At 31.7% G+C, this 26,456-nt stretch carries 27 protein-coding genes; 4 read left to right on the top strand and 23 right to left on the bottom strand.

Translation table 11 applies throughout. The annotated features are described in order from the left end of the window. Positions 1–2: 2 nt before the first annotated feature. Entirely contained in the window at positions 3–512 is a 510-nt protein-coding gene (locus ACTT9R_RS06750; RefSeq protein WP_440927239.1) for a pentapeptide repeat-containing protein, read from the bottom strand. Between the two features lie 104 nt (positions 513–616). Here ACTT9R_RS06750 and ACTT9R_RS06745 point away from each other — a divergent pair, with 104 nt between their 5' ends. Further along, entirely contained in the window at positions 617–1,681 is a 1,065-nt protein-coding gene (locus ACTT9R_RS06745) for a tartrate dehydrogenase (RefSeq protein WP_440927238.1), read from the top strand. On the opposite strand, the gene ACTT9R_RS06740 is transcribed toward ACTT9R_RS06745, so the two are convergent. From ACTT9R_RS06740 to ACTT9R_RS06685, 12 genes are all read right to left on the bottom strand, one after another. Then, positions 1,678–2,715 (bottom strand): Gfo/Idh/MocA family protein, encoded by a 1,038-nt coding sequence (locus tag ACTT9R_RS06740; RefSeq protein ID WP_440927237.1) that lies wholly within the window; start codon positions 2,713–2,715, stop codon positions 1,678–1,680. The two genes, ACTT9R_RS06745 and ACTT9R_RS06740, sit on opposite strands and share 4 nt — an antisense overlap. A gap of 3 nt (positions 2,716–2,718) precedes the next feature. Then, complete coding sequence (locus tag ACTT9R_RS06735; protein WP_440927236.1) at positions 2,719–3,687, bottom strand: aldose epimerase family protein; 969 nt, start codon at positions 3,685–3,687, stop codon at positions 2,719–2,721. Between the two features lie 5 nt (positions 3,688–3,692). Further along, positions 3,693–4,454 carry an SDR family NAD(P)-dependent oxidoreductase gene (locus tag ACTT9R_RS06730; protein ID WP_440927235.1) on the bottom strand — a complete coding sequence of 254 codons (762 nt, stop codon included), beginning with the start codon at positions 4,452–4,454 and terminating at the stop codon, positions 3,693–3,695. Position 4,455: 1 nt separating this feature from the next. After that, positions 4,456–5,550: an ABC transporter ATP-binding protein gene (locus tag ACTT9R_RS06725; RefSeq protein WP_440927234.1), complete on the bottom strand. Its 1,095-nt coding sequence runs from the start codon at positions 5,548–5,550 to the stop codon at positions 4,456–4,458. A 2-nt stretch (positions 5,551–5,552) separates the two neighbouring features. Next, positions 5,553–6,458 carry a carbohydrate ABC transporter permease gene (locus ACTT9R_RS06720; RefSeq protein ID WP_440927233.1) on the bottom strand — a complete coding sequence of 302 codons (906 nt, stop codon included), beginning with the start codon at positions 6,456–6,458 and terminating at the stop codon, positions 5,553–5,555. Further along, complete coding sequence (locus tag ACTT9R_RS06715; protein ID WP_440908057.1) at positions 6,448–7,323, bottom strand: carbohydrate ABC transporter permease; 876 nt, start codon at positions 7,321–7,323, stop codon at positions 6,448–6,450. The genes ACTT9R_RS06720 and ACTT9R_RS06715 overlap by 11 nt, the downstream gene beginning before the upstream one ends. Before the next feature lie 73 nt (positions 7,324–7,396). Next, positions 7,397–8,653: an ABC transporter substrate-binding protein gene (locus ACTT9R_RS06710; RefSeq protein WP_440927232.1), complete on the bottom strand. Its 1,257-nt coding sequence runs from the start codon at positions 8,651–8,653 to the stop codon at positions 7,397–7,399. Between the two features lie 191 nt (positions 8,654–8,844). Beyond that, positions 8,845–9,747, bottom strand: coding sequence for an ROK family protein (locus ACTT9R_RS06705; protein WP_440927231.1), 903 nt, complete (start codon positions 9,745–9,747; stop codon positions 8,845–8,847). Positions 9,748–9,749: 2 nt separating this feature from the next. After that, the gene (locus ACTT9R_RS06700; protein WP_440927230.1) at positions 9,750–10,499 is read right to left on the bottom strand and encodes an SDR family NAD(P)-dependent oxidoreductase; all 750 of its coding nucleotides are present in this window, start codon (positions 10,497–10,499) and stop codon (positions 9,750–9,752) included. Further along, complete coding sequence (locus ACTT9R_RS06695) at positions 10,486–11,973, bottom strand: tripartite tricarboxylate transporter permease (protein ID WP_440927229.1); 1,488 nt, start codon at positions 11,971–11,973, stop codon at positions 10,486–10,488. The genes ACTT9R_RS06700 and ACTT9R_RS06695 overlap by 14 nt, the downstream gene beginning before the upstream one ends. Then, positions 11,974–12,480 carry a tripartite tricarboxylate transporter TctB family protein gene (locus tag ACTT9R_RS06690; RefSeq protein WP_440927228.1) on the bottom strand — a complete coding sequence of 169 codons (507 nt, stop codon included), beginning with the start codon at positions 12,478–12,480 and terminating at the stop codon, positions 11,974–11,976. Positions 12,481–12,503: 23 nt separating this feature from the next. After that, entirely contained in the window at positions 12,504–13,478 is a 975-nt protein-coding gene (locus ACTT9R_RS06685; protein ID WP_075504332.1) for a Bug family tripartite tricarboxylate transporter substrate binding protein, read from the bottom strand. A 69-nt stretch (positions 13,479–13,547) separates the two neighbouring features. On the opposite strand from ACTT9R_RS06685, the gene ACTT9R_RS06680 reads away from it, so the two are divergent. Continuing rightward, positions 13,548–14,543, top strand: coding sequence for a 4-hydroxythreonine-4-phosphate dehydrogenase PdxA (locus ACTT9R_RS06680; protein ID WP_440927227.1), 996 nt, complete (start codon positions 13,548–13,550; stop codon positions 14,541–14,543). 2 nt (positions 14,544–14,545) lie between these two features. Here the strand turns inward: ACTT9R_RS06680 and rbsK are convergent, their stop codons facing one another. The 8 genes from rbsK to iolD all read right to left on the bottom strand — a co-directional run bounded on the left by rbsK (position 14,546) and on the right by iolD (position 22,872). Beyond that, positions 14,546–15,457 carry a ribokinase gene (rbsK, locus tag ACTT9R_RS06675; protein WP_440927226.1) on the bottom strand — a complete coding sequence of 304 codons (912 nt, stop codon included), beginning with the start codon at positions 15,455–15,457 and terminating at the stop codon, positions 14,546–14,548. Between the two features lie 10 nt (positions 15,458–15,467). Further along, the gene (locus ACTT9R_RS06670; protein ID WP_440927225.1) at positions 15,468–15,929 is read right to left on the bottom strand and encodes an RbsD/FucU family protein; all 462 of its coding nucleotides are present in this window, start codon (positions 15,927–15,929) and stop codon (positions 15,468–15,470) included. Positions 15,930–16,002: 73 nt separating this feature from the next. Further along, positions 16,003–16,935, bottom strand: a complete 933-nt coding sequence (locus ACTT9R_RS06665; protein ID WP_440925425.1) for a sugar ABC transporter substrate-binding protein — start codon at positions 16,933–16,935, stop codon at positions 16,003–16,005. A gap of 120 nt (positions 16,936–17,055) precedes the next feature. After that, positions 17,056–18,069 (bottom strand): ABC transporter permease, encoded by a 1,014-nt coding sequence (locus tag ACTT9R_RS06660; RefSeq protein WP_440927224.1) that lies wholly within the window; start codon positions 18,067–18,069, stop codon positions 17,056–17,058. 2 nt (positions 18,070–18,071) lie between these two features. After that, complete coding sequence (locus ACTT9R_RS06655; RefSeq protein WP_440927223.1) at positions 18,072–18,821, bottom strand: ATP-binding cassette domain-containing protein; 750 nt, start codon at positions 18,819–18,821, stop codon at positions 18,072–18,074. 22 nt (positions 18,822–18,843) lie between these two features. Next, positions 18,844–19,866, bottom strand: coding sequence for an NAD(P)-dependent oxidoreductase (locus ACTT9R_RS06650; RefSeq protein ID WP_440927222.1), 1,023 nt, complete (start codon positions 19,864–19,866; stop codon positions 18,844–18,846). After that, entirely contained in the window at positions 19,867–21,021 is a 1,155-nt protein-coding gene (locus ACTT9R_RS06645) for a Gfo/Idh/MocA family protein (RefSeq protein ID WP_440927221.1), read from the bottom strand. A 6-nt stretch (positions 21,022–21,027) separates the two neighbouring features. Further along, positions 21,028–22,872 carry a 3D-(3,5/4)-trihydroxycyclohexane-1,2-dione acylhydrolase (decyclizing) gene (gene iolD, locus ACTT9R_RS06640; protein WP_440927220.1) on the bottom strand — a complete coding sequence of 615 codons (1,845 nt, stop codon included), beginning with the start codon at positions 22,870–22,872 and terminating at the stop codon, positions 21,028–21,030. Positions 22,873–22,965: 93 nt separating this feature from the next. Between iolD and ACTT9R_RS06635 the strand changes: the two genes are divergently transcribed. Together ACTT9R_RS06635 and ACTT9R_RS06630 are read left to right on the top strand one after the other, a co-directional pair. Continuing rightward, the gene (locus ACTT9R_RS06635) at positions 22,966–24,408 is read left to right on the top strand and encodes an NAD-dependent succinate-semialdehyde dehydrogenase (RefSeq protein WP_440927219.1); all 1,443 of its coding nucleotides are present in this window, start codon (positions 22,966–22,968) and stop codon (positions 24,406–24,408) included. 4 nt (positions 24,409–24,412) lie between these two features. Continuing rightward, positions 24,413–25,207: an HpcH/HpaI aldolase family protein gene (locus ACTT9R_RS06630; protein ID WP_440927218.1), complete on the top strand. Its 795-nt coding sequence runs from the start codon at positions 24,413–24,415 to the stop codon at positions 25,205–25,207. On the opposite strand, the gene ACTT9R_RS06625 is transcribed toward ACTT9R_RS06630, so the two are convergent. Continuing rightward, positions 25,204–26,019, bottom strand: coding sequence for a 3-methyl-2-oxobutanoate hydroxymethyltransferase (locus ACTT9R_RS06625; protein ID WP_440927217.1), 816 nt, complete (start codon positions 26,017–26,019; stop codon positions 25,204–25,206). The two genes, ACTT9R_RS06630 and ACTT9R_RS06625, sit on opposite strands and share 4 nt — an antisense overlap. Continuing rightward, positions 26,016–26,432 carry a MarR family transcriptional regulator gene (locus ACTT9R_RS06620; RefSeq protein WP_023854035.1) on the bottom strand — a complete coding sequence of 139 codons (417 nt, stop codon included), beginning with the start codon at positions 26,430–26,432 and terminating at the stop codon, positions 26,016–26,018. The genes ACTT9R_RS06625 and ACTT9R_RS06620 overlap by 4 nt, the downstream gene beginning before the upstream one ends. Positions 26,433–26,456: the final 24 nt, after the last annotated feature.

The following is a 26,456-nucleotide window of genomic DNA, read 5'->3' as shown; positions in this document are numbered from 1 at the left end:
AATTATTGTTTACAGGTACCAATAGACTCTGGACCACAAGTTTGACCATTAGTCCACGTTGCTCCAGTTAAATTAGCTCCATCAAAATTAGCATTGGTGATGTTAGAGGAAGTAAAGTTAGCTTCCATCAAATTAGAGTTTTGAAAATTTGCTTCGATTAAGGTTGCTCCCATAAAATCAACTCTAGTTAAGTTTGCTCCAGTAAAATTAGTTTTTTCAAAATTTGCACCTATAGAAACAGATTCATAAAGATTAGCTCTTACAAAAGTAGACTCCGGAAAAGTTCCAAAAGATAGATTTGAAGTCATCATAATGCTTTTATCAAAGTTCACTTGAATAAAACTTGCAAAAGAAAGATTTGAATTTGGAAGATAACTTCCTTGCAAATCTTGAGAGTCTGAAAATCTGCAGTTAGAATAATCAACACCTTCTGTTAAAGGATCATCACATGCAGCATTTGAGTTTGTGAAAATTAATAAACTAAATAAAGCAAGTAAGATTATTTTTTTCATAATCAAAGTTAGCAAAAAAAATATGTCAAAACAATGAAGGTTTAAAATTTAATATTAATTTAACAATGTAATTTATTGATATTTTGCAGTATAAAAATCAACTGATGAAAGAATATAACATTGCTTCAATAGCTGGTGACGGGATTGGTAAAGAGGTATTGCCTGAAGGCTTAAAAGTTTTAAAAGACGTTGCTTTAAAACATCAATTTAAAATAAATTTTACAGAATATGATTTTGCTTCCTGTGATTATTACGAAAAACATGGAAAAATGCTTCCTGATGATTGGAAAGAAAAATTAGGAAAACATGATGCTATATTTTTTGGAGCAGTCGGTATGCCAGACAGAGTTCCAGATCATATTTCTTTATGGGGATCCTTACTTCAGTTTAGAAGAGAATTTGATCAATACATAAATCTTAGACCTGTAAAACTTTTCCCAGGTATTAACCCTCCTTTGGCTAATAAAAAACCTGGCGATATAGACATGTTGATAGTTAGAGAAAATACTGAGGGAGAATATTCTACTGTGGGCGGAAGAATGTATAAAAATACAGATAGAGAAATTGCAATTCAAGAAACTATCATGTCTGCCCATGGAATAGACAGAGTTCAAAAATTTGCATTTGAATTAGCCAAACAACGAAAAAGGAAAAAATTAACAAATGCAACAAAGTCAAATGGAATTTCAATTACTATGCCTTTTTGGGATGAACGTTTTAATGAAATGAAAAAAAATTATCCTGAAATAAAAACAGATCAATTTCATATTGATATTTTAGTTGCTAGATTTGTTCTCAATCCAGAATGGTTTGATGTTGTGGTAGCGTCAAATTTATTTGGAGATATTCTTTCAGACTTAGGACCTGCTTGCACAGGAACAATTGGAATTGCTCCTTCTGGAAATATTAACCCAGAAAATAAATTTCCATCTTTGTTTGAACCAGTTCACGGTTCTGCCCCTGATATTGCAGGAAAAGGAATTGCAAATCCTGTAGGACAAATTTGGTCTGGAGCAATGATGCTAGATTATTTAGGAGAAAAAGAAGCATCTAATTCAATAGTTGAAGCAATTGAAAAATCTTTAAGTGATAAAAGTAGCAGAACTAAAGATTTAGGGGGTGATGCTGATACTATTAAATCTTCTAATTCGATTTTAGCTAATCTTTAAATTTTAATTTTCTTTCCAGTTTTTGCACTTTTAGTTATTGCAGCAAAAATTTTAAGAGAGATTAAACCATCATTACCATTAACTTTTGGTTTAGCTTTTTTTGCAACAACATTAGCAAAATGGTCAATTTGATTTACTAATGTATTATCATCTTTTTTATTTTTATCTTCATTAACAAAAATCTTATTCCACCAGCTTCGTTCTTTTTTATAGAACCAATATTTAAGATTAGGAAACTGTAAAGAACCTTTAGTACCTCCAATCATATATGCAGATTGATTAGTAATTGGATATACAGGATTTTCTCCAGCAGTTAATTCATAACTCCACGGTGCAACAATTGTATCTGACAAATTAAGTGTACAAAGCGCTCCTGAACTAAATATCAAGCTTATTGTAGCTGTATCCTCTACTTTATATTTTCTTGTTTTATTAGTTGTAAATGCTTGCACATATTTTATTGAACCCAATAAATAACAAATCGTATCAATGTCATGAACTAAATTAATACCTAAAGGCCCTCCACCTTTCCTAACTCTCCATTTTTCATTGTAATAAGCTTTGTGTTTATATAACCAGCATAAAACATTTGCAGAAACTATGTTGCCCAATTTACCTTTGTTAATAACATCTTTTACTTTAGAAACTATTGAATTGTGTCTACGATGATATCCAATAAGCAATGGAGTTTTATTCTTATTAGAACTGATTATTATTTTTTTTGCAGAATTAATATTATCTGAAATAGGTTTTTCTAACAGAACAGGTATTTTATTTTTTAAAAAACTTACAGTATGTTTTTCATGTAATTGATTTGGGGTAGCAACTATTACAGCATCAAGTTTTTTTGAATTTAAAAGCTCTGATACATTTGAATATAATGGGATTTTATATTTTTTTGATAAATTTTTAGCATTATTACTAATGTCTACTATTGAATGAAGATTTGCTTTCTTTGATTTTTGAATAGCTTTAATATGTTGTAAACCCATTAAACCTGTTCCAACTATAGAAATATTAATTTTTTTACTCATCAATTAACTAATTTTAATTTTTGTAAAGCATGTATACCTTTTATTAGGTTTAATTAAAGTACTTGGAAAATTTTTTTTATTAGGTGCATCAGGAAAGTATTGGGTTTCTAAACAAATGCCTTGATAAGGAAACAATTTTTTTTTGTAATTTAGATTTTGTGCTGAATAAAGTTGCACACCAGGTAAATTTGAAAAAAAATCAACTTGTATATTAGTGTTATTATTTTTTAAAGTACCAACTAATTTTCTAGTATTTTTCTTTACAACAAAAGTTGTATCAAAACCTTTAAATTTAATATTAATCTTTTTATTTTTAAAATAATCTAATTTTTTTCCAATATTTTCAAAATTTGAAAAATCATGAATAGATTTTTTTATATTTTTAAATCTACCAGTTGGAATTAGATTTTTATTTATTTGAAGATATTTAGATGAGTTTAATTTTAACGTATGATTATAAATCATATTTTTTTTATTTTTTTCTAAATTCCAATAACTATGATTGGTTAAATTAACATGAGTGCTTTTATTAGATTTGTATTCATATTTTATAATCAGAAATTTATTTCTTAATTTATAAGTGCAATTGACAACAAGATCTCCTGGAAAACCTTGATCGTTATTTGCTGAATTAAGTTGATACACTATTTTATCTTTTGTTTGATTTAATTTTTCCCATGGGAGAATTGAGAAACCCACTTTACCACCATGAAGTATATTTTTTCCCTCATTTGCATTTAAATTAAATTTTTTATTCCCAATCTTAAATTTTGCATTGGAAATTCTACCTGCATATCTTCCACAAGTAGTTCCAACACTTGGATGTTTGTACCGATAGTTTTCTTTTGATCCTAAATTTAAAATTAAATTTATTTTCTTTTTTTTGTGATAAACTTCAAAAAGACTGGCACCGTAATTAAGAGTTTGAACTCTTAAAAATTTATTTTGAATTATAGAGCTTTCAACTTTCACCTAGATCAAGTTATGCCACCATCAACAATAAAGCTTTGTTTTGTGCATCCAGAAGATTGATCTGATGCTAAAAACATTACCATTTGAGCAACATCATTAGGTTTTAATTGTCTTTTTAAAGCCTGACTGTCTAAAATAAGCTTTTTATACTTTGGTGTTAACCAATGTTTTATTTGTCTTTCAGTAGCTATAGATCCAGGTACTACTGAATTGGTTCTGATATTATATTTTCCATATTCTTGCGCAAAAGATCTGGTTAAACCTACTACTGCAGATTTTGCAGTTTCATAAACAACTTTATCGCCTTCACCTAGCATCCACGAAACTGAACTTAAATTTACAATCGAGCCAGCTTTCATTTTTTTCATAGATTTAACAACAGCTTTAGCTGCAAAAAAATAATGTTTTAAGTTTATTGCCATTCTATTTTCCCAATATTTTTCATCTACCTGATCTGTTGTGTGTCTGTCATCATTGGCAGCGTTATTTATTAAAGCATGTATTGGACCTTTTTTTGCAATAATATTTTTGATTGTTTTTTCTAATTTATTGATATCTAACAAATTGCATTCAATAAATGTTGGTGTTCTAAATTTTTTTTTCTTAATTTTGTTTAAAAGTTTTTTTGTTTCTTTTAGAGCAATATCTACAAAATAAACTTCACTTCCTTGCTCACAAAAATGCTCAACTATTGAAGCTCCAATACCCGAACCACCACCAGTAATAAATACTCTTTTATTTTTTAAATCAGAATATTTAACTTTCATTTTATATTCTCTCCTCAGTTTGAGCGTCAAATAAAGATGATTGTGTTAAATCAAAGTATAATTTTGTTTCTTTCCCCAGATCTATTTTAATTGTAGATGGAAATTTTGCTAAAAGTTCTTGATTTGCATAATCAAAGGTCATTATTTGCTCATGACCTATGTACTCACTAAGATCTGCTCTTAAATTAATTTCAAAATCACTTTCATTAAATTTTTTGAAGAAAATATGTTCTGGTCTAATACCAAAGAAAACTTCTTTATTATTTAAATTTGATTTATCTTTAAAATCATAATCTTTTATTGGAATTTCTAAATTTGATCCACTCACTGTAAATAATAAGTCTCCTGAATTTTCTTTTAAGATTCCCTTAATAAGATTCATTGATGGAGATCCAATAAAGTCTGCAACAAAAGTATTGCTTGGCTTATTATAAATCTTTTCAGGAGTATCATTTTGTTGAATTACTCCATGATTCATAATTGCAATGTTAGTACCCAAACTCATTGCTTCTGTTTGATCATGGGTCACATAAACAACTGTTGTTTTTAGTTGTTGATGAAGTTTTTTTATTTCTCTCCTCATTTCAACCCGTAGCTTTGCATCTAAGTTAGATAAAGGTTCGTCAAACAAAAATATTCTTGGCTCCCTTACGAGAGCTCTACCAATAGCAACACGTTGTCGTTGTCCTCCAGATAATTGAGAAGGTTTTCTTTCTAACAATTGATCTACCTGTAGAAATTTTGAGACTTTTTCTAACTGTTCTTGTATTTTTTCCTTTGATGTTTTTGCCTGTTTAAGACCAAAAATCATATTCTCCTTAACATTCATAGATGGATACAGAGCGTAAGATTGAAAAACCATAGCAATATTACGGTCTTTTGGTTCTACTTTGCTTACATTATAATCATCAATAAAAACATCGCCCTCATTAATTGATTCTAATCCTGCAATAATATTTAATAAAGTTGATTTTCCACATCCAGATGGTCCTAAAAGAACTAGGAAATTTCCTTCATCTATTTCTAAATTAATTTTTTTCAAAACCTCAGTCGATCCAAAGTTTTTTGATAGTTCTTCAATTTTTAACGTTTTCATTGTTATCCTTTCACTGCTCCTGAAGTTAATCCTCTAATAAAATATTTACCTGCCAATACATAAACTATAAGTGTTGGAATACCGGCTATAATAGCTGAAGCCATATCTACATTGTATTCTTTCACACTTGTACTAGATAAAACCATATTATTTAAAGCAACTTGAATTGGTGCTGCCTCACCAAAAGAGAAAGTTGATCCAAATAAAAAATCATTCCATATTTGTGTAAATTGCCAAATTACAGTTACAACAATAATCGGTGCAGATATTGGAAGTAAAATTTTGAAAAATATTTTAAAGAAACCTGCTCCATCAATTCTTGCAGCTTTAACTAATTCTGTTGGAACAGAAATGTAATAATTTCTAAAAAATAATGTGGTAAAAGGAATTCCGTAAACTGTATGAACCAAAACTAACCCAACAACAGAATTTGATATTCCTAACACTCCAAGAGTTCTAGCCATTGGCAACAATATTGCTTGAAAAGGTATAAAACATCCAAATAATAAAAAAAGGAAAACCCACTGATCTCCTTTAAACCTCCATTTAGTTAAAACATAACCTGTCATAGCTCCAATGAAAGTTGAAAAAAATACTGCAGGCACAACCATCTTGATTGAATTCCAAAAATATGGTCTTAAAAAAGTATCACCAGCGCCATATCCTCTGCCTCCCCATGCCACTGCCCAAGATTCTAAATTTAATCCGCTTGGCCAACTTAAAAGTGTTCCTTGACGTATCTCTTCCATTGTTTTTAACGAAGTAACAACCATTACGTAAAGTGGAAAAATAAAATAAGAAGCAAAAAGAATTAAAATAAAATACAAAAACCATCTCAAAAACATATTTGTATATTTAGATTTTTGTTCTAACTGCTGATAAGAAGAAGATTTTAAACTATCTTGCATTTTCTCTCCTTAATTCTGAATATAAATATGGGATAATCACAGCTGCTACAGCCATAAACATCATCATCGCACTCGCCGCAGATAAACCAACTTGGCTTTTATGGAATGCAGTTTGAGTCATGTATAAAGCGGGCATAGTTGTTGATATGCCTGGCCCACCTTGAGTTAATGCAACAATCAAATCATAACTTTTAATTGAGATATGAACTAAAATTACAAAACTTGTAAAAAATACTGGTCTCATCATTGGAAGTAAAATCTTCCAATAAACCGTAAATAAACTTGCGCCATCTATTTTTGCTGCCTTAACAATTTCATCTTCTACTGACCTTAATCCAGCTAAGAATAGCGCCATCACGAACCCTGCAGACTGCCAAACACCTGCGATAACTATGGTATAAATGGCCATTTCCCTATCTACCAACCAATCAAAGGTAAAGTTCTCAAAACCCCAATCTCTAAACATCTTTTGAATGCCTAAAGTTGGATTTAATATCCATTTCCAAGCGGTTCCTGTCACGATGAAAGATAGTGCCATTGGATACAAATAAATCGTTCTTAACAAACCCTCTGCTCTGATTTTTTGATCTAAAAAAATTGCAAGAATTATTCCTATAACAACGCAGAAGATTAAAAATAGTGCTGTAAAAATAAGCAAATTATCTACTGCAATAAGCCATTTTCTTGATGCCCAAAGTTTTTCATACTGTCCAAATCCCCAAAGTTCATACTTTGGAAGAATTTTAGAATTGGTAAAAGATATATATAAAGTCCAAAGTACAAATCCATAAACAAACCAGCCAATCAAACCAACAGCTGGAGCCATTACAATTTTAGGTAAATTTTTTTCTAACCACTTGAACATTATAAATATTTTTTATTTTTAGATTTAAAAAAAAAGGCCACTTTATCAAAAGTGGCCTTTTAATTTTTATGTACTACATGTTAGCTAAAACTGAGTCAGCTAAAGCGTTAGCAGCATCTACAGATGACATATCAGAGTTAAAGTGCTCTGTAATGATATCTTGTAGGGCAGCTTTCATAGTATTACCTTGAGCCATACCGTGAGCAAAACTTGGAACTAATCCACCGCTTGCACCTGCAGTTTTAATATCTGCATTAGATGTTTTTGCACACTTGTCAAATTCATCCATTGATACGTCTAAACGTGCCGGAATAGAACCTTTGTATAGGTTGAAAACTTTTTGAAAGTTTTTACCCATCATAAGCTTAGCTAATAACTTTTGGCCAGCTTGTTTATCTGGATCGCTAGATTTGTAAAAGATAAAACTATCTACGTTATATAAGTATCCATTGTTTGAAGGAGTGGCAGCACAGTAGTAATCTACACCTGGAACTTTTCCTGCAGCTGTAAATTCACCCTTTGCCCAGTCACCCATAATTTGGAAACCAGCTTTTCCTTCAATAACCATACCAGTAGCTACGTTCCAGTCTCTTCCTGGACTACCTTCGTCAGTAAACCCTTGTAGTTTTCTCATTTGATCAAAAACTTTAACTGTTGTTTCGCTTCTTAAACAGCTTTCTTTAAGATCTACATAACAATTTTTGTAATAGTTATTTCCTCCAATACCCATAGCAACTGCTTCAAATACTGTAGCATCTTGCCAAGCTTGACCACCATGTGCAAATGGAATGATACCAGCAGCTTGTAATTTTTCAGCAGCAGCATTTAACTCATCCCAAGTAGTTGGAACTGAAATACCGTTTGCATCAAATACAGCTTTGTTTGCCCACATCCAGTCAATTCTGTGAATGTTCACTGGAGCAGCACAATAAGGTCCGCTATTATTTTCACACTTGTGAATTGCTGCAATCATTGGGTCTAATAAATTGTCCCAACCTTCTGCTTTAGCAACTTCATCAATGTTATATGGAGCCACAACACCTTCTTGGTCATACTCTTGAATTGTAGGACCTTTGATTTGTGATGCTGATGGAGGATCTCCAGCAACGATTCTTGCTTTCAATGCAACGTTGGCAGCGTCTCCACCACCACCTGTTACAGGCATGTCCATCCATTCACCACCGTTTGCAGCGAAATCATCCTTTAAAACTTTAAGTGCAGCAGCTTCACCACCAGACGTCCACCAGTGCAATACCTCGATCTTAGGTCCTGCAATTGATGAAGTAGATGTGAACGCTAATGTAATTAAAGCGATCATTAGTTTTTTCATATCTTCTCTTCCTCTTTTTATTTAGTTAACTATTTTTTTAAAAACGAAACTATAAGTAGAATAATTCTCAATTGATAACTAAAAAAACGTTATTCAACTAAAAGTTGATATTGATTTTTTTCCTTATTTAACAATGTTTTTTTTAATTATAAAAAAAAATTTTTTTTGTGATTCTACTTTGAGTTGAAGTTCTAATATGTCGCGCTTCTTCCTAATCTAGCAGCGCCTCTAACTCCACTAGCATCTCCATATCTAGGTTTTAAAAAAACACCCTCATATTCTCTTCCAATAACAAATTTTCTAACCAATGAATCTATTTCATGCAAAAAATCAATTTCGTTTGAAACTCCTCCTCCAAATATAAAAGCATCTGGATCTAAAATATTTATGATGCTTGAAAGTGACATTGCTAAATTTACTTTAAAATCATCGATAAATCTTTCAGCATCTAAATCATGTTTTCTATTTAATTCAAAAATTTCATTTGTTTTTAAATTTTTTCCATAAAGTTTCTTAAATCTTTTTGCTAAACTCAAACCAGATAAAAAACTTTCAATCTCTGCTTCCCTTGCATTACTTGAGTCAAAATTTTCTTTCTTAGCTGCAAAATATGGAATTTGGTTGTGTCCCCATTCCCCCGCTACTCCATTCGAGCCAGTAATAATTTTTTTGTCTATTACTAAGCCACCTCCAACTCCTGAACCTAATATAATTCCATAAACGATTTTATAATGTGTACCAGCTCCATCTATTGCTTCAGATAAAGCAAAACAATTTGCATCATTTTCACAAAACACTTCTTTTCCAAGAGCTTTACGTAGATCGCTTTGAAATGGTTTTTTTTCTAACCAAGTTATATTTGGAGCATTTTTTACTAACCCTGTTTGAGGAGAATGAACCCCTGGATGACAAACACCAATTGGAAGTTCTTGTTTGAAATCTTGTTCTAATTTTTTATGGATATCTCTTATCGCAGTTATAATTTGAGTATACTCTTTTGGACACGATATTCTTGATCTATGTTTTTCGTTCCCATTCTCTTCGAGTACAACACTCTCAATTTTAGTTGCTCCTACGTCAATACCTACTTGCATAACTAATAGGTGGCTCTTCCACCACTTAAATCAAAAACAGCTGCTGTTGAGAATGAATTTTCTTCACTAGCTAACCAGGTTACTAGGGAAGCTAATTCTTCAACTTTTGCAAATTTGTTTCTGGGAATTTTTGATAACATATAATTTATATGTTCTTCAGTCATTTGATCAAAAATTCTTGTTTTAGCTGCTGCTGGAGTTACGCAATTTACAGCTATATTTTTTTGTGCCAATTCTTTACCTAAAGATTTTGTTAAACCTATAACGCCTGCCTTAGAAGTACTATAAGCACTTGCATTTGGGTTTCCTTCTTTTCCTGCAATAGATGCAATATTTACTATTCTTCCATAATCATTCTTTAACATAAAAGGAACAACCGCTTTACAACAATAAAAAACTGAATTTAAATTTAAATTCATCACTTTTTTCCATTCATCTAAGGGATATTCAGAAACAGTAGTATTCATGCCTGCAATACCTGCATTATTTACAAAAATATCTATTTTTCCATATTTTTTCTCTACTTCTTTTAAATTTTGATTTACTATTTCAAAATTAGTTACGTCTACAATCTGATGACTTAGGTTTTCTGATTTAACTTTACCAATTGCATCTTTAACAGCATTTTCATCAATATCCCAGATTACAACTTTAGCTCCTGCTTCGATAAATCTTTCAGTTATTGCTAAACCAAAACCCTGGGCCCCACCAGTAACAACTGCTACTCGATTATTTAAATCATACTTTATCATTGTTTTTTTTAAATTTTCTTGATCTTATTAAAGGAAAAGCCAGAGCAATTAAAGACAAAATGAAAAATGTTAAAGCAATTGGTCTAGTGAAAAACATTAGCCAATTACCATCAAATATAACTAGAGATTGTCTTAGAGTTCCTTCAACTAGCTCGCCTAAAATTAATCCAATAATAACTGGAACAACAGAAAAACCATATCTTCTCATGAAGAAACCTAGCACCCCAAAAAATAACATTATCCAAACATCTATTATGGATTGATTTAAAGAATAAGTTCCACACACTGAAACTGCGAATATCATTGGCCATAAAATTTTATTAGGTACTAAAGTTATTCTTGCAAATATTTTTGCTCCAAAAAATCCAAAAATAAAAAAAAGTATATTAGCTATTAGCATGGCGCCAAAAATTCCATATAGGAAATCTGGCTGCTCTCTAAACAAATCTGGTCCAGGTCTAACACCATGAATAATCAATCCAGTAAGTATAACCGCTGTTGTTGCGCTACCAGGAATACCCAGCGCTAAAGTTGGAACCATCGCGCCACCTGTTGCTGCATTATTTGCTGCTTCTGCTCCTGCAATCCCTTCTATTGATCCTTTTCCAAATTCTTCTGGATTTTTTGAAAATCTCTTCGCCTCAGAATAACCAATTAAAGAAGCAACTGTTCCACCTTCTGCAGGTAGTACTCCAATAAACGATCCAATCCCACTTGATCGTAATATTGTTTTCCAAGTTTTTTTATAATCATCTTTGCTTGGTAATTTAATTGCTTTTAAAGCAATCCTATTAAAAATTTGATTTATCAAAGTTGATTGAGTTAACATTTCACTCATTGCAAAAAGCCCAACTACTACTGGTATAAATCCTATTCCCTCAGTTAATTCATTGATCCCAAAAGTAAAACGATCAATTGAAGTCATAAAATCTTTACCAACTGTAGAAATCAATATTCCAAATGCACCAGCGATTAAATTTTTTATTGGACTACCCTCACCTATTGAAGCAAGCATTGTTAAACCAAATATTGCTAATGCAAAATATTCTGGCTGACCAAATTCATAAGCAAGTTGCGCTAGTATAGGAGCAAAGAAAACTAATATAACGACACTAAAAATACCTCCAACAGTACTTGAGACTGTTGCCATACCTAAAGCTCTTCCAGCTTCGCCTTTTTGTGCTAAAGGATAGCCATCTAAACAAGTGGCTGCAGCTGCCGGTGTCCCTGGTGTATTAATAAGTACAGCAGTTATTGCACCACCATAGGTTCCTGCACAATAAATAGAAGTTAATAAAACAATTGCAGATAATGGATCTAGAGTCATTGTGAAAGGTAAAATCAATGCTCCACCTGTTGTTGGTCCTAAACCTGGCAACACACCTAATATCAAACCAAATAAAGTTCCAAAAAATAAAACTAATAATAGTTTAGAACTGAAAAGTGGTGCCAGCATTAATAATAAATTATCCATTTAATTATAGTAAATGTTAGTAATTATTCCTGGGGGAAATCTTAAACCTAAAATAGTTTCAAAAAATATAAAAACAATAATTGGAAAAATAATCCCAACTAGTAATAAATAAAATAATCTTTTTTCTCCCCAACAATAAGAAACAAAGATAGATAAAGCTGAGATTGCTAAAAAGAAATCAAGTGTTTTAGAAACTACTACAAAAATAACAAAACTTGATAAAGTTAGAAAAAATGATCTTGGTAATTTTTTTTCTACTTTCCAAGGATTTTTAGTTGCCAAATAATAGATTAACATTGTCATTGCTATTATTAAGACCAAGAGCGCTTTTGGGAATGTTGCTGGTTGTATTCCTCTATTTAAAATTGGAGGAACAATATCAAAAGTAAAAGTTGTGATTAATAATGCTACAGATATTAAAATAATTACAAGAGAAACTCTAAACTCATCTCTAAAAAAAAAGGGCAAACTTTTGTTTGCCCTTTTTTGATTTTGTACATTTTTCATATTCAAATGTACTTTTAATTAGATTAGTTAATGTAACCTAAAGCTTTAAGCTGCGCAGTCATCTCGGTAAGCATTTCTTCCATTTGCTTACCCCATTCATCTGCACCTACAACACTTGTATCATCAAGACCAATTTCTGTTAGGAAATTTTTGTAGTAGTTATGGCTCATAGCTTTCATCATTCCAGCTTCTAATTGTTTTACTCTGTCTGCTGGAGCACCTTTTTTAGTTACGAAACCTCTAACAGTAGATAAAGAAACAGGTATACCTAATTCTTTTGCTGTTGGAGAGTCTCCAATTTTAGCCATTCTATTATTTGCTAATACAACTGAAACACAAAGTTTACCCTCATTAATTTCAGTTAATGCTTCACCTAGGTTTAAAACACCTACATCAATATCTCCTTTGATAAGGTTTGTTTTAATTGGTGCAACACCTTTGTACGCAACGATAGTTGGATCTTTTAATCCACCTTTTTTTGTAAATGCGATTGCACTGACATCGTCAATACCACCAGTATGAGTTGTTCCATATTTTAGCGATTTTGATTTTTGTGTGCTAATAAATTTTTTAGCATCTTTTATGTCGTTTTTGCAATTTACAACAAATAATTGAGGGTCGTCTGTTCCTCTAGCAAGTGGCTGCATATCACTTAACTTAACTTTAGTTTTGCCTAAAGCCATAGAAACAGCATGACCTGTTGTCCAAGTTAAAGTATGATTTCCATCAGCTGGTAAAGACATCATGTAATCCATTGATGCTGCTCCACCACCACCTTTTTTGTTTACTAATTGCATGTCTTGCTTAAGGACTCTTCTTGCTCTTAATAACATCATTCTAGTAGTAACGTCAGTTCCACCACCAAAACCAGCATGTGTAATTGCTTGTATTGGATGACCATCAGCTTTAGCTGATGTGATCATTAATGGAAGAGCTACAACAAAAAATTCAGTTACTAGAAAAGCAGCTGCTAAAAATAGTTTAAAGCTTTTTTTCATTATTTCCCTCTTTAGTTAATTTATATTTAATAATTTAAACATAATCTGCTACAAGACGTAAAGAAAAAAATGACTGAAAATAAATCTAACATTGCTCTTCTACTTGGTGATCCAGCTGGGATTGGACCAGAATTAATTTCAAAACTTCTAAATGATGAGATGACAAAAAAAGCAAACATCATCATAATTGGTGAAAAGCAAGTATTTGAAAGTGGAAATAGTATTACAGGAATTTCACACAATATAGATGTTGTAGAAAATTTTGATGAGGTAAATTTTGATAAATCAAATAGATTTTTATTAGATATTTCTAAAGGAAAAAATCATAAATATAAATTATCTGAACCATCAAAAGAATCTGGCGAAAGTGTATTGGAAGCTTTAGATTTAGCGTTAACTCTTGCTAAAGAAAAAAAAATAGATGCAATTAATTTTGCGCCAATGAATAAGACAAGTTTAAAACTTGGAGGCAATAAACATTCAGATGAATTACAGTTAATGGCTGAAAAACTTGAAGTAAATAGTTTTTGTTGTGAGTTTAATGTAATAGATAATTTTTGGACAGCAAGAGTAACTTCTCATATTCCAATAAAAGAAGTTGCTCAACATATTACTAAAGAAAATATTATGAAGCCTATAAAATTAATAAATGAGGTTATGAAGTTGAATGGTATTAAAAATCCTAGAATTGCCATTCAAGCTCTAAATCCACACGCAGAGTTTGGTACAGAAGAAAAAGACGAAATCATTCCTGCAATTGAGGAAGCAAAAAAACTTGGTTACAACGTTGATGGGCCACTGCCATGCGATACCTCTTTTGTCGTAGCCTATAAAAATAAAAACCATGATTGTATGGTTGGTATGTATCATGACGCGTTACAATCTGGTCTTAAAGCATTTGGTTTCGATAGAGGAGTTACAGTTCAAGGTGGATTGACCGTACCAGTAACTACTACTGCACATGGATCAGCATTTGCTATCGCTGGGAAAAATGAGGCTAACCTAGCTCCGATTTTAAACTCATTTAAAATTGCATTATCAATGGCTGAAAATAAAAAGAATTAAATTTAATTATATGTTAGTTCTTTAGCAAAAGGCATAGATGAAGCAGCACCTAATCTTGTCGTTGAAATACCTGCAACTTTATTTGCGAATGATAAAGCTTCTTTTATATCTAGATCATTTGCTAAACCGACAGCAAAAGCTCCATTAAATGCGTCTCCTGCTCCTGTAGTATCTATTACAGGTTGTTTTAGTTTATAAGCTTCCAGGAAAAAGTTTTCTTTTCCGTTTGCGAAATAAATACCTTTTTCTCCTAAAGTAATAATCACATTTTTTATACCTTTTTTTAACAAATCATTAGCTGCGTTTTTTATATCTTCACTTGTTTCAATTTTTTTATTTAAATAAAATTCAGCTTCTGTTTCATTTGGTGTAAAAAAATCTATTATTTTAAAAATATCCTCATCAATTTTACGTGCTGGGGCAGGATTTAAAATAGTTATACATTTATGTTCTTTTGCTTTCTTTAATGCGTAAATAGTAATTTCATCAGGAGTTTCCATTTGTGTCAAAAATATTTCTGAATTTTTAATTGTTTCAACTTTATCATCTATATCGTCAGCAAATAGATGTTCAGCCGCTCCAGAAACAATATTGATTGCATTGTTTCCATCTTTATCGATCATAATACCAGCAACTCCTGTAAAAAGTTTTTCATCCTGAATAATTGAATGGGTTTTTACTCCAGCTTCCCTATAAAGATTAAATGCCATTTCAGAATGACTATCTTTACCAACTTTGGTAATAAAACTTACATCTCCATTTAATCTAGCAGCTGCAATCGCTTGATTTGATCCTTTTCCACCTGGACCTACTACATGTTTTTTTCCTAAAATTGTTTGACCTTTGCTGGGAATTCTATCTCCAATAAAACATAAATCTGCTACAAAAACTCCTAATATAGAAATAGATTTCATTTGTTAAATTTTATGACCAAACCTTGCCATCTGGTAAAATTACACCTTTGGTTAAAACAAAACATCCAAAAGGTCTAGCATCTGTAGTTGTAACTATGCAGTATGCTTTTTTTGCTTCTTCGTAAAAATTTTGTCTAGATATTGAACCAACTTTCCAATTTTCTCCAGAAACATTTTTAACTACATCAATAAATTCCTTATGCGTCTCTGTTAATTCATCTGGTTGATCATCCACTTCCATTCTCAAAGCTGGAGATCCACCTTGTGTAACAATAAAACTATCAAGAGGAAAAACTGAGAGGATTGCTGAGGCTGCTTCTTTAATACCAACTCCATCTAATCTTATTACCTTATCATTTGAAGTATTAGCAGGAAAATTCGCATCAGCTAAAATTAATTTTTCTCCATGACCCATAGATCTTAGATGAAATAATAGTTCAGGGCTTAAAACTGGATTAATATTTATTAACATTAAAATATTATATTACATAAAAAAAAAGGGTGGAATTAAATTCCACCCTTTTTAATATTTTATTATCTAATGATTATTTAAAATCGTTAGCGTTTTCTTTTGTTACTAATTGCGTTCCTGTATCAATATTTGGATCAATACTTCCACCATTAGCTAATTCTAGAGCATATTTTACTCCATATGCGCCCATGTTATAAGAAAACTGAGCAATTGTTGCTGTCATCTCTCCTTTTAAGATACTTGTAGCTGCATCTGGCGTAGCATCAAATCCTACTACAACCACATCATTCATGTCTGCATCTTTAAGAGCCTGCATAGCACCTAAGCCCATATTATCATTTGAAGCAAATATTGCTTTAATGTTTGGATTTTTTAAAATAATCGACTCAGTTACAGATCTACCTTTTGCAGTATCCCACTCAGCAGTTTGAGTTGCAACAATGTTTAATCCACAATTTTTAAAACCTTTTATTGCACCATCTCTTCTTAACAATGCTGTAGATTGTGACTCAATACCAGTTAAAATTGCAACATCTGAACCTTTAGGAGTTTTGTCACAAATAAATTTTGCAGCTAACTCTGCACCATTCATGTTATTTGTTCCTATAAAAGTTACTCCTTCGTTTATTCCTTTTGTGTCAACGAATACTACAGGAACTCCACTTTTGATAGCATCATCAACGATTGGAGCAAATGCATTTGGATCTCCTGGTGCAAGTGCTAAAGCGTCAACGCCTTTTGCAAGTTGGTCCTCGACTTGGTTTATCTGTGCCTGTACATCTCCTTCTTGAGGAGGTGCAATTAAAATTAATTTAACACCAAGTTTTTTGGCTTCCTCTTCAGCACCTTTTGTTACAGATGCCCAAAAAGGGTTTCCTGATCCAGGACCTTTAATACTGAATAGAATTTTTTTACCATGTCCATCAGCAAAAGAAACTGAACCTATACTGATTGATAAAAAAATTGCTGTAAAAAAAACAACAATTTTTCTTGTTAAGTTCTTCATTTATTTCCCCTATTGTTATTTAAAAAACTAAATTAAATAAAAAAAATTAGAAGAGTTCAACTGTTTATGAAGGTGATAAGACAATTTTGAATACAACTAGGACGAGTAAGTAAGTATAATTTACTTTCTAGTTCCCAAATCTCTTCTTAATACATCTATATAGACTGCAAGAACTATTATAGAACCTATTAATACTTGCTGCCAAAAAGAACTAACATCCATCAAATTGAGACCATTTCTTAGAATTCCCATAATCATTACACCTGCAAATACCCCTAGGACTGTACCTCTTCCACCAAAAAAACTTGCTCCTCCGATTATACATGCAGCGATCGCATCAAGTTCAGATTGAAGTCCAGCGTTAGGATAGCCTGAGTCTGTTCTACCTGCTAAAATTAAAGCACCAATACCAGATAGAAATCCACATAATGAATAAACTATAACTAAAATTTTGTTAACATTAATTCCAGATGCTCTAGCAGCATTTGGATTTCCTCCGATAGCGTAAATCCACTTTCCAGTTTTACTATGATTTAAAAAAATCCAAAAAATTATATATACTATTGCAATCAAAACTAAACTTACAGGAAGGTATTGCGATTTTTCTAATCCTAACCATTGAAGATCAATTCTTCCATGACCAAGGTACCTGACTTCGTCTGTAAAACCACTTATAGGAGTTCCACCAGAGATTAAGTTTCCAGTTCCTCTAAATATATAAAGTGTACCTAATGTCATTATAAAAGGATGTGGCATGCGAAGTAAGGTGATACCTAGGCCATTAAATAGACCACATAAAAATCCTGCAATTAAAGGTGTAATAACCACAATATACCAAGGCGCTCCGGCTTTAGCAACTACAGCTAAAATCATTAATGATAACATCATTATTGAACCAACCGAGAGATCTATTCCAGCAGTCACAATTACCATAAATACTCCCAAAGCTAACATTGATTGCCAAGATATTTGTTTAAAAACGTTAGTTACATTTCTCCAAGATAAAAAAACATCTGGTTGTAAAATGTGCATAACCAAAATCATAATTACTAATAAAAGAAGAATTCCATATTTTTCTAAATATGGCATTAGTTTCAAATGAAGACTTTCAATTTTTTTATCTTTATCTTCCATATTTATTTTTTTCCCATAATCCAACCAATCACTTCATCTCTAGATGTATTTGATAGGTTAGCTTCTGCAAAATTTGTTCCTTGAAACAAAGCCATCACTCTGTCACATACTGTAAATATATCATCCATTCTATGACTAATTACAATCACTCCAACACCTGTTTTTTTTAAACTATTAATTAAATCCAATACTTTACCCACTTCTTTGATTGCTAATGCAGCAGTTGGTTCATCCATAATTACTACTTTAGCATTAAAAGCTGTAGATCTAGCAATTGCAACTGCTTGTCTTTGACCACCTGAAAGTTCCTCTACTTTCTGATCTGCACTTTTCACATTTATTTTTAATTTATCTAAATGAGCATTTGTTAATTCTTTAATTTTATTAAAGTCTAATAATTTTATAAATCCTAAATTTTTAGTGGGTTCTCTTCCAAGAAATATATTTTCACCTATTGGTAAGTTTCCAGCTAAGGCAAGATCTTGATAAACCATTTCTAAGCCTAAGTTTTGAGAGTCTCTTGGACTTTCTAAAATTTCCTCTTTGCCTTGAAAGAATAATGAGCCTGCACTAGGCTTATAAAGACCAGATAGTACTTTCATTAAAGTTGATTTTCCTGCACCATTATCTCCAACAACTCCTAAGCATTCACCTGCGTGAACTTTTAAATTAACGTTTTCTAATGCTGTTATGGTTCCAAAATATTTTGTTATTCCTTTTGCTTCTAGAAGTGGGTTAATGGTTGACGACATAAATTATAAAATTATAAAAATATCAATTAATTGCAACTGGTTTTGAAGCTAATAATCCTACTGTCTTCAATTCAGCCTTTTTACAAAATTTTGGTTTTAAATTTTTTGATATTAAATGCATGTCCTTTAAAACTATGTCCCCCATAGCAAAAAAGGCCTCTGTTAAAGCTCCAGCTCTATGTGCTGAAAACAAAATATTTTTAACTTTTCTGATTGGGTCACTTTTTCTCACTGGCTCCTCAGGAAATACGTCAGTAGCTACATATATATCTCCTTTTTTAACTCTATTGATCAAATCTTTAAAATTTACTACTGCTGCTCGACTCATCAATATAAATAATGAGTTTGTTTTCATTTTGTTAATTAAATTTTTGTTAACTAAATTTTTATTTTTAGTCGTTACAGCTGCTAACACATATATAATTTCGCATGTTTTAAACATTTGATTTAAGCTCACTGGATTAAATCCAAAGCTTTTAATTCTTTTTTTAGATAACCAAGGGTCGTAAACATTTATATCTTTGGTAAACGGTAGCAACATTGGGTATAAAGATTTTGCTAAATCACCAAATCCTAATAATCCAATTTTTTTTCCCGATAATAGTGATGCTTTTAAATTACTATCTAATCCATATTTTTCTTTGCCTTTTACAAAATCAAAATGAGCATTATGAATATTTCTTAACAAAGAAAGTGTCATTCCAAGTGCGATTTCTGCTACAGGCTTTGAAAATACTGGAGAAGTTGCAATTACATGAATTCCTTTTTTAGAACAATAAGAATAATCAACATTGTTCATAAAATTACTTTCAACATTTATTATTGCTTTCAATTTTTTTGCTTTTGACAAAATTTTTTTATCTAGGTCTGGTTGACCCATAATGAAAGTAGCCTTATCAATATAGTTTTCATAAAATTGTTTTTTTTTTTTATTAGGTGCTACTAAAACTTTATATTTTGTTTTTAATTCTATTAATTTTTTTTTTGTAAAAATCAGATCTAATGTTCTTGGAAAAGGGTCAGATATAACAATTGGTTTTGACATCTAAATTAAAATTTTTTTTACTTCTTCTTCAGTAAATTTTTTTGGCTTATCGCATTTTGTTTTTATTTTTTGAGGAATTCCTGTGTTAGCTGCCCTCATGGTTGACTCGATTATATCTAATACATGTAAAGATAAATCACCTGAACACCTATGTTTTTTGTTTTTCTGAATAGAATATAACATTTCTGATAAACCAACACTCCGATAGTTTGCATTTGTGGCAGCTTCATTTGATCTTCCACTAGAAGAAGTTATGTTTATTTTTCCTAAATGCATCTTATCTGTTTTATGTTCACCCCATTTTCCACCTTCTGTAACAGAGATAAATACAGAACCTCCAAACATATTTGGATCCGGAACAATAATCGATCCTTTTGTTCCATAAAGCTCCATGTGGTTTCTTTGATGATTAATTACATCAAAAGAAAGTGTTACCTGAATTATAGCACCACTGTGAAATTGGATTGTCGCTAAATATGTTGTGGGTGTTTCAACTTTAAATGATTTATTTTTTTTAGGTCCTACTCCATAAATTCTCTTTTTAAAAGCAGTTAATGTTCTTCCTTGAACTTGTTTTGCAGGTCCAAGTAAATTTACTAAGGTCGTGAAAAAATATGGTCCCATATCGATTACTGGACCTCCTTCTTTTTTATACCATGACTCAGGTTTAGGATGAAAAGACTCTACTCCTGGAAATGCAAAGATTGCGTTACCTAGTTTAATCTCTCCAATTAAATCTGAGTCAATTAATTCTCTAGCTTTTTGAATTCCCCCACCTAAAAATGTATCAGGAGCATTTCCAAGATAAAGTTTGTTTTTTTTTGCTAGTGATACGAGTTCTTGACCTTTTGAAAAATAAGTTGCTAAAGGTTTTTCTGAATAAACGTGTTTACCTGAATTTAAAACTTTTTTTGAGACTGAATAATGAGATTGTGGTATAGTTAAATTTAAAATAACTTCTATTTCGTTGTCTTTTAAAATTTGTGCAACTGTTTTAGATTTAATATTGTATAATTTTGCACATTTATCAGCTGCTTTTTGATCAATATCTGCACAAGCAACTATTTTAAAATTATTAAAATATTGTTGCCCTCTAAAATATGTTTCAGCAATATGTCCACAACCAATAAGACCAACCTTAAAAGTTTTATTCATAAAGGTCTATACGCCTTGTCTTTGTTTGTCTTTTCCTTCTTTATAAAGTTTTAAAGCTTCCTCATTTTCCCTAGTTTTTGGGATTTCAAGTGTTGGACTGTCCCAAAAAGCTGAACCTTCAACCCATTTATATGCATGAGTTTTTATTGAAATAACGTAAGTTACTTCAGAAGCTTTTGCTCTCTTGAATGCAGCTTCTAGATCTGAAATTGAATTAACGTGCTCAGATTTTGCTCCCATACTTTCTGCATGTTTTGCAAAATCAACATCAACTAATCCGGGAGTATTAGAGCTCTTTAATAAGTTATTAAATTCTTTACCACCTTTAAATAATTGAAGTCGATTGATAACTGCGAACCCACCATTATCACAAACTATAATTATTAATTTATTTTTTGTAATAACTGATGAATATATATCTGTGTTATTTAAAAGATAAGAGCCATCTCCTACAAAAGAAATTACTTCTTTATCTGGATTAGCCATTTTTATTCCAAGAGCACCTGAAATTTCATAGCTCATACAGCTAAAACCCCACTCTGTTTCATGAGTATTTAACTCTCTAGGTCTCCAAACTTGAACTACTTCACCAACCAAACCTCCAGCTGCCGTAACAGCAATATCTGTTGGGTCAGAATTTCGATAGATTGCACCAATTACTTGAACATAACTTGGAACTTCTTGATTTGTTGGCGCACTCTCTTTATCTATATGTTCATTCCATAATTTAAGTTCAATTTGAGATTTTTTATTCCATTCTTCCTCTGCTTTCCAATTACCTAATGCTTGTGAAAGCTCATTTAATGAAACTTTAGCATCTCCAACGACAGCTTGAGCTAAATGTTTGTTAGCATCAAATCTTGATACATTTATTGAAACAAGTTTAAAATTTTCGTTCTCAAAATTTGCCCAAGATCCAGTTGTAAAATCTGCAAGTTTTGTTCCAACTGCAATTGCTAAATCTGTTTCTTTTGCTAAATTATTTGTATTTTTTCCACCCAAACCTCCTATTTGACCTGCAAAATGAGAATGATCTTTTTTCATAGTAGAGTATCCCATTACGGTTTGAGTTACAGGAATGTTGTGTTTAATTGCGAACTGGCTCAACTCATCCATTGCATCTGAGTAAAAAACTCCGCCACCTGAAATTATAATTGGATTTTTAGATAACTTAATTTTTTCTGCTGCCTCTTTAATTTGAAATTCATCTGGTCGTGGTCTTCTGATTGCGTGTACTCTTTCTTTAAAAAATTCCTCAGGATATTCAAATGTTTGACCTTGTATATCTTGACTTAAAGCGATACATGCCGGACCACAGTCTGCAGGATCTAACATTGTTTGAACTGCTGCTGGGAATGATTGAATAATCTGTTCAGGTCTAGTTATTCGATCAAAATATCTTGTAACTGGTTTAAATGCATCATTAGCTGTTATTCCAGGATTATTAAATTGCTCAACTTGTTGCAATACTGGATCTGGCATTCTGTTTGCATAAGTGTCTCCGGGTAAAAATAAAATTGGCAACCTGTTACTCATGGCAACTGCAGCAGCTGTAACCATATTCGTTGCACCAGGCCCAACAGAAGATGTCGCTACAAAAATTTGTTGTCTTCTTTTAGCCCTAGCATAACCAATTCCTGTAAGAGCCATATTTTGTTCGTGATGTCCTCTAAATGTTGGGAGTTCTTTTTGATTTTCCTCTAGTGCTTGACCTAAACAAGCTACATTTCCATGCCCAAAAATTCCAAAGACACCTGGAAATAAAGGTTCTTTTTTACCATTAATTAATATTTTTTGAGCTATCAAATATTTTACGATTGCATGAGCGCATGTAAGTTTAATTTTTTTCATAAAGTATGTTTGTCTTTTAATATGTATAGTCTTTATATATAATTCTATTTATAAATTAAAAAACCCAATTAAGTAAACTTAAAAATAAAATCTATGTACGAAAAATTTGGACAATTCATTGATGGTAAATGGCAACAAGCTGAAAAAAAAGAAACTTATGATGTAATCAATCCTGCAACTGAAGAAGTGATTGGAAAAGCGTCGAAAGCTTCATCTATTGAAGTACAGAAAGCATTAAAGTCAGCAGAAAAAGGTTTGGAAGTTTGGAAAAATACTGCACCATGGCAAAGAGCCTATGTGTTGAGAAAAATTGCCGATCTAATGAGAGAAAAAAAAGATGTACTTGCAAAATGGTTAACGCTAGAGGTGGGAAAACCACTAACCGAAGCTGTTGGTGAAGTCGGCGGCGGTGCTGACATTTTTGAGTGGAATGCTGAAGAAACAAAAAGGATTTATGGTCAAACACAACAAAGTAGATTTCCAGATACAAGAGTCCACGTTTATTATCAGCCAGTTGGAGTAGTGGCTGCTTTGGTTCCTTGGAATTTTCCAATAGTATTGGCTTCAAGAAAAATTTCAACTTCCTTAGCTGCTGGTTGTTCTGTCATATGTAAACCAGATGTAATTACTCCTGGAGCTGTAATGGAATTAGTTAATATTTGTAAGGAAGCTGGTGTACCAGATGGTGTGGTAAATCTATTATCTGGTGATCCTGCAGAAGTTTCTAACGAATTAATGGAGTCAGATATAATTAAAAAAGTTTCAGTAACGGGATCTACAAGAGTTGGTAAATTAATTTTAAAAAAGGCAGCCGATAAAGTTCAAAGAGTAACTATGGAACTTAGTGGACATTCTCCTTTTATAGTTTGTGAAGATGTAGATATGAATAAAGTAGCTGATATAGCAATAACTGGTAAATTTCGAAATAATGGTCAAGTCTGTATTTCTCCAAATAGATTTTATATCCAAGAAAATCGAAAAGATGAGTTTGTTAATGCTTTTATAGAAAGAGCAAAAAAATTAAAAATTGGAAATGGTATGGATGATGGAGTTGATTTAGGACCTTTAACTACTGCAAAGAGACTGGAAGAAATAGAAAAACTTGTTGATACAACTAAAAAAGAAGGAGCGAAAGTATTAATGGGAGGACAAAGACCCTCTGGTTTCAATAAAGGATATTATTATGAACCAACTGTTTTTGATGACGTTAAAGATAATTTTACAATAATGAAAGAAGAACCTTTTGGGCCACTTGTTCCAATTTTGACTTTTAAAACTTTTGATGAGGTAATTGAAAGAGCAAATGACAATGATTTAGGATTATGTAGTTATTTGTATACTAATTCTATGGATAAAGCTCATATTGGATCTGAGAAATTAGAATCTGGTTGTGTAGCAGTTAATACTGGTGTTGTTGCAATTGCAGAGGCACCTTTTGGAGGAATAAAACAAACTGGTTACGGGCGTGAGGGAGGATCAGGCGCAATAAAAGATTATTTAAATGTGAAATACACTCACATGGGCTTAAAAATCTGAATTAATGAGAAAAAATAAAGTTAAACAAATGATGAAAGACGGTAAACCCGTCATCAATGGTTGGTGTGCAATTCCAAGCACAGCATCAGCTGAAGCAATGGCTCATCAAGGTTGGGACTCTCTAACTGTAGATATGCAACATGGTTTGATTGATTACAGTAATGCACTTCCAATGATGCAAACAATATCAACAACAGAGGTAACTCCTTTAGCAAGAGTAAATTGGAATGAACCAGGTCAAATAATGAAAATATTAGATGCTGGGTGTTATGGAATTATATGCCCGATGGTAAGTAATAAAAAAGAGGCTGAAAACTTTGTTCAAGCATGCATGTACCCACCTGATGGTTATAGAAGCTTTGGTCCTGTAAGAGGTTTGATTTATGGCGGAGCTGATTATGCAGATCATGCTAATAATGAAATACTAAAATTAGCAATGATAGAAACAAAAGAATCCCTAGAAAATCTTGATGAAATTATGTCTACACCAGGTGTTGACGGTATTTATATTGGACCAGCAGATTTAAGTTTAGCTATAGGTGAAAAACCGGGGTTTGACAAACCTGAGTCTACAAAAGCTTATTCAGAAATTTTAAGAATTTTAGAACATGCTAAAAAAAATAATATTTTTGCAGGAATTCATAATGGTACTACAGAATATGCAACTAAGATGATTGAAAAAGGTTTTAATTTTGTAACCATAGCATCTGATTTAAGAGCCTTAAGTACTAGTGCCAAAGCTACAGTTGACAAAATGAAAGGTTCTTTATCAAAAAAAGATGATAACGCTACTTACTAATCTATTTGATCTAAAAATTTCTCAAATTGTTTTTTCTCTAAATTAGATGATTGTTTTTTTCCAGGAAATTTACCAGTAATTGAGTCTTTTTTAAAAGCTTTAAGAGCTTTTAATCTTTCAATTTTAATTTCTTGTCTTAATCTTAATAAATTTCCGTATGCTTTAGAGTGTCTTGGAGGATTTTCAGTATCACCACAAATATCTTCCATAAATAAATACATTACATCAGCATTTTTCCCTGAACCTAATGAAACAGTAACAATATCTGTGCGCTTTGAAATTTCACCCATTACATTTTCTGGTATAACTTCACACTCTGCAGAAAAAGCACCTGCATCTTCTAATCTTTTAAATTTTTGAAATAGATCATATGCTTCATCTGCAGTTTTGCCCACTGCTCTCAAGCCACCAATCCAAGTAGATTTTCTTGGAACCAAACCCAAATGCCCCATTACTGGAACATCTTCCTTAGCTAGCATTTCAACTATATCCATACTTCTAGGTGTCATAACTGCATCTGCACCATTTTCTAAAGCTTTAAAAGCTCCTCGCATAACGTCCTCTGCAGTTACGAACTCATTTAATACTAAAGCAGCTGTTAAAAATAAATTTTTTGAACCTTGTCTTACAGGAATTACATTTTTTGCGTTTGATATAATCATATCAAATCCTGCTTTTTCTGCTGCCTCTGCTTCTTCAATGCTGTTCGCAGTAACTTGCGTGAATTTTCTTTTTCCTTTAGCTGTTTTTAAGTCTCCAACAGTTAAAGTTCGTTTTGCTGGTTTAGCAGCCCATGTATAGATATTCTTCATTTAATTCCTTTATAAAGAATATCTCTTCTATCAATAAACTCCTCAAAGGTTTTGATAGTAATTACTGAAGGTAAAATAAAAATGGATCTTTTGTCTCTCTCATTTCTAATAATTCTAAAATAACCTTTTTTAATTGCTGTATCGATATAGACGTTTGAGGTCAAATATGATTTCTCAATTACTTTAAGTAGTTGATTTTTAGTAATTGATTTATTTTTGTAATAAGCAAGCATAACCATATGCAACATTATCCAATGTTGTGGGGTTAAAGAAAACCAATTCAATAATTCATTGGCTAATCTTCCTTCAAAATCACCAAGTGATATTTCTGCTAGTTGAATTCTTTTTTGAGTTAGTTTTGGAATTTTTTTTTGTTCTTCGAAGTGTTTTGGGTATTTAAACTGTCTTTTCATTAAATAAATTTAAACACATTCAGT

The organism is Candidatus Pelagibacter sp., from assembly GCF_052049835.1.
Classification (GTDB): Bacteria; Pseudomonadota; Alphaproteobacteria; order Pelagibacterales; family Pelagibacteraceae; genus Pelagibacter.
Note: the sequence above shows the minus strand (reverse complement) of the source record. Positions and strands in the feature narration are given on the sequence as shown.

Bases quoted from the DNA above. Each gene is read 5' to 3' on its own strand.
- ACTT9R_RS06750 (WP_440927239.1), bottom strand. From the start codon at position 512: ATGAAAAAAATAATCTTACTTGCTTTATTTAGTTTATTAATTTTCACA.
- ACTT9R_RS06745 (WP_440927238.1), top strand. From the start codon at position 617: ATGAAAGAATATAACATTGCTTCAATAGCTGGTGACGGGATTGGTAAA.
- ACTT9R_RS06740 (WP_440927237.1), bottom strand. From the start codon at position 2,715: ATGAGTAAAAAAATTAATATTTCTATAGTTGGAACAGGTTTAATGGGT.
- ACTT9R_RS06730 (WP_440927235.1), bottom strand. From the start codon at position 4,454: ATGAAAGTTAAATATTCTGATTTAAAAAATAAAAGAGTATTTATTACT.
- ACTT9R_RS06725 (WP_440927234.1), bottom strand. From the start codon at position 5,550: ATGAAAACGTTAAAAATTGAAGAACTATCAAAAAACTTTGGATCGACT.
- ACTT9R_RS06720 (WP_440927233.1), bottom strand. From the start codon at position 6,458: ATGCAAGATAGTTTAAAATCTTCTTCTTATCAGCAGTTAGAACAAAAA.
- ACTT9R_RS06715 (WP_440908057.1), bottom strand. From the start codon at position 7,323: ATGTTCAAGTGGTTAGAAAAAAATTTACCTAAAATTGTAATGGCTCCA.
- ACTT9R_RS06710 (WP_440927232.1), bottom strand. From the start codon at position 8,653: ATGAAAAAACTAATGATCGCTTTAATTACATTAGCGTTCACATCTACT.
- ACTT9R_RS06705 (WP_440927231.1), bottom strand. From the start codon at position 9,747: ATGCAAGTAGGTATTGACGTAGGAGCAACTAAAATTGAGAGTGTTGTA.
- ACTT9R_RS06700 (WP_440927230.1), bottom strand. From the start codon at position 10,499: ATGATAAAGTATGATTTAAATAATCGAGTAGCAGTTGTTACTGGTGGG.
- ACTT9R_RS06695 (WP_440927229.1), bottom strand. From the start codon at position 11,973: ATGGATAATTTATTATTAATGCTGGCACCACTTTTCAGTTCTAAACTA.
- ACTT9R_RS06690 (WP_440927228.1), bottom strand. From the start codon at position 12,480: ATGAAAAATGTACAAAATCAAAAAAGGGCAAACAAAAGTTTGCCCTTT.
- ACTT9R_RS06685 (WP_075504332.1), bottom strand. From the start codon at position 13,478: ATGAAAAAAAGCTTTAAACTATTTTTAGCAGCTGCTTTTCTAGTAACT.
- ACTT9R_RS06680 (WP_440927227.1), top strand. From the start codon at position 13,548: ATGACTGAAAATAAATCTAACATTGCTCTTCTACTTGGTGATCCAGCT.
- rbsK (WP_440927226.1), bottom strand. From the start codon at position 15,457: ATGAAATCTATTTCTATATTAGGAGTTTTTGTAGCAGATTTATGTTTT.
- ACTT9R_RS06670 (WP_440927225.1), bottom strand. From the start codon at position 15,929: ATGTTAATAAATATTAATCCAGTTTTAAGCCCTGAACTATTATTTCAT.
- ACTT9R_RS06665 (WP_440925425.1), bottom strand. From the start codon at position 16,935: ATGAAGAACTTAACAAGAAAAATTGTTGTTTTTTTTACAGCAATTTTT.
- ACTT9R_RS06660 (WP_440927224.1), bottom strand. From the start codon at position 18,069: ATGGAAGATAAAGATAAAAAAATTGAAAGTCTTCATTTGAAACTAATG.
- ACTT9R_RS06655 (WP_440927223.1), bottom strand. From the start codon at position 18,821: ATGTCGTCAACCATTAACCCACTTCTAGAAGCAAAAGGAATAACAAAA.
- ACTT9R_RS06650 (WP_440927222.1), bottom strand. From the start codon at position 19,866: ATGTCAAAACCAATTGTTATATCTGACCCTTTTCCAAGAACATTAGAT.
- ACTT9R_RS06645 (WP_440927221.1), bottom strand. From the start codon at position 21,021: ATGAATAAAACTTTTAAGGTTGGTCTTATTGGTTGTGGACATATTGCT.
- iolD (WP_440927220.1), bottom strand. From the start codon at position 22,872: ATGAAAAAAATTAAACTTACATGCGCTCATGCAATCGTAAAATATTTG.
- ACTT9R_RS06635 (WP_440927219.1), top strand. From the start codon at position 22,966: ATGTACGAAAAATTTGGACAATTCATTGATGGTAAATGGCAACAAGCT.
- ACTT9R_RS06630 (WP_440927218.1), top strand. From the start codon at position 24,413: ATGAGAAAAAATAAAGTTAAACAAATGATGAAAGACGGTAAACCCGTC.
- ACTT9R_RS06625 (WP_440927217.1), bottom strand. From the start codon at position 26,019: ATGAAGAATATCTATACATGGGCTGCTAAACCAGCAAAACGAACTTTA.
- ACTT9R_RS06620 (WP_023854035.1), bottom strand. From the start codon at position 26,432: ATGAAAAGACAGTTTAAATACCCAAAACACTTCGAAGAACAAAAAAAA.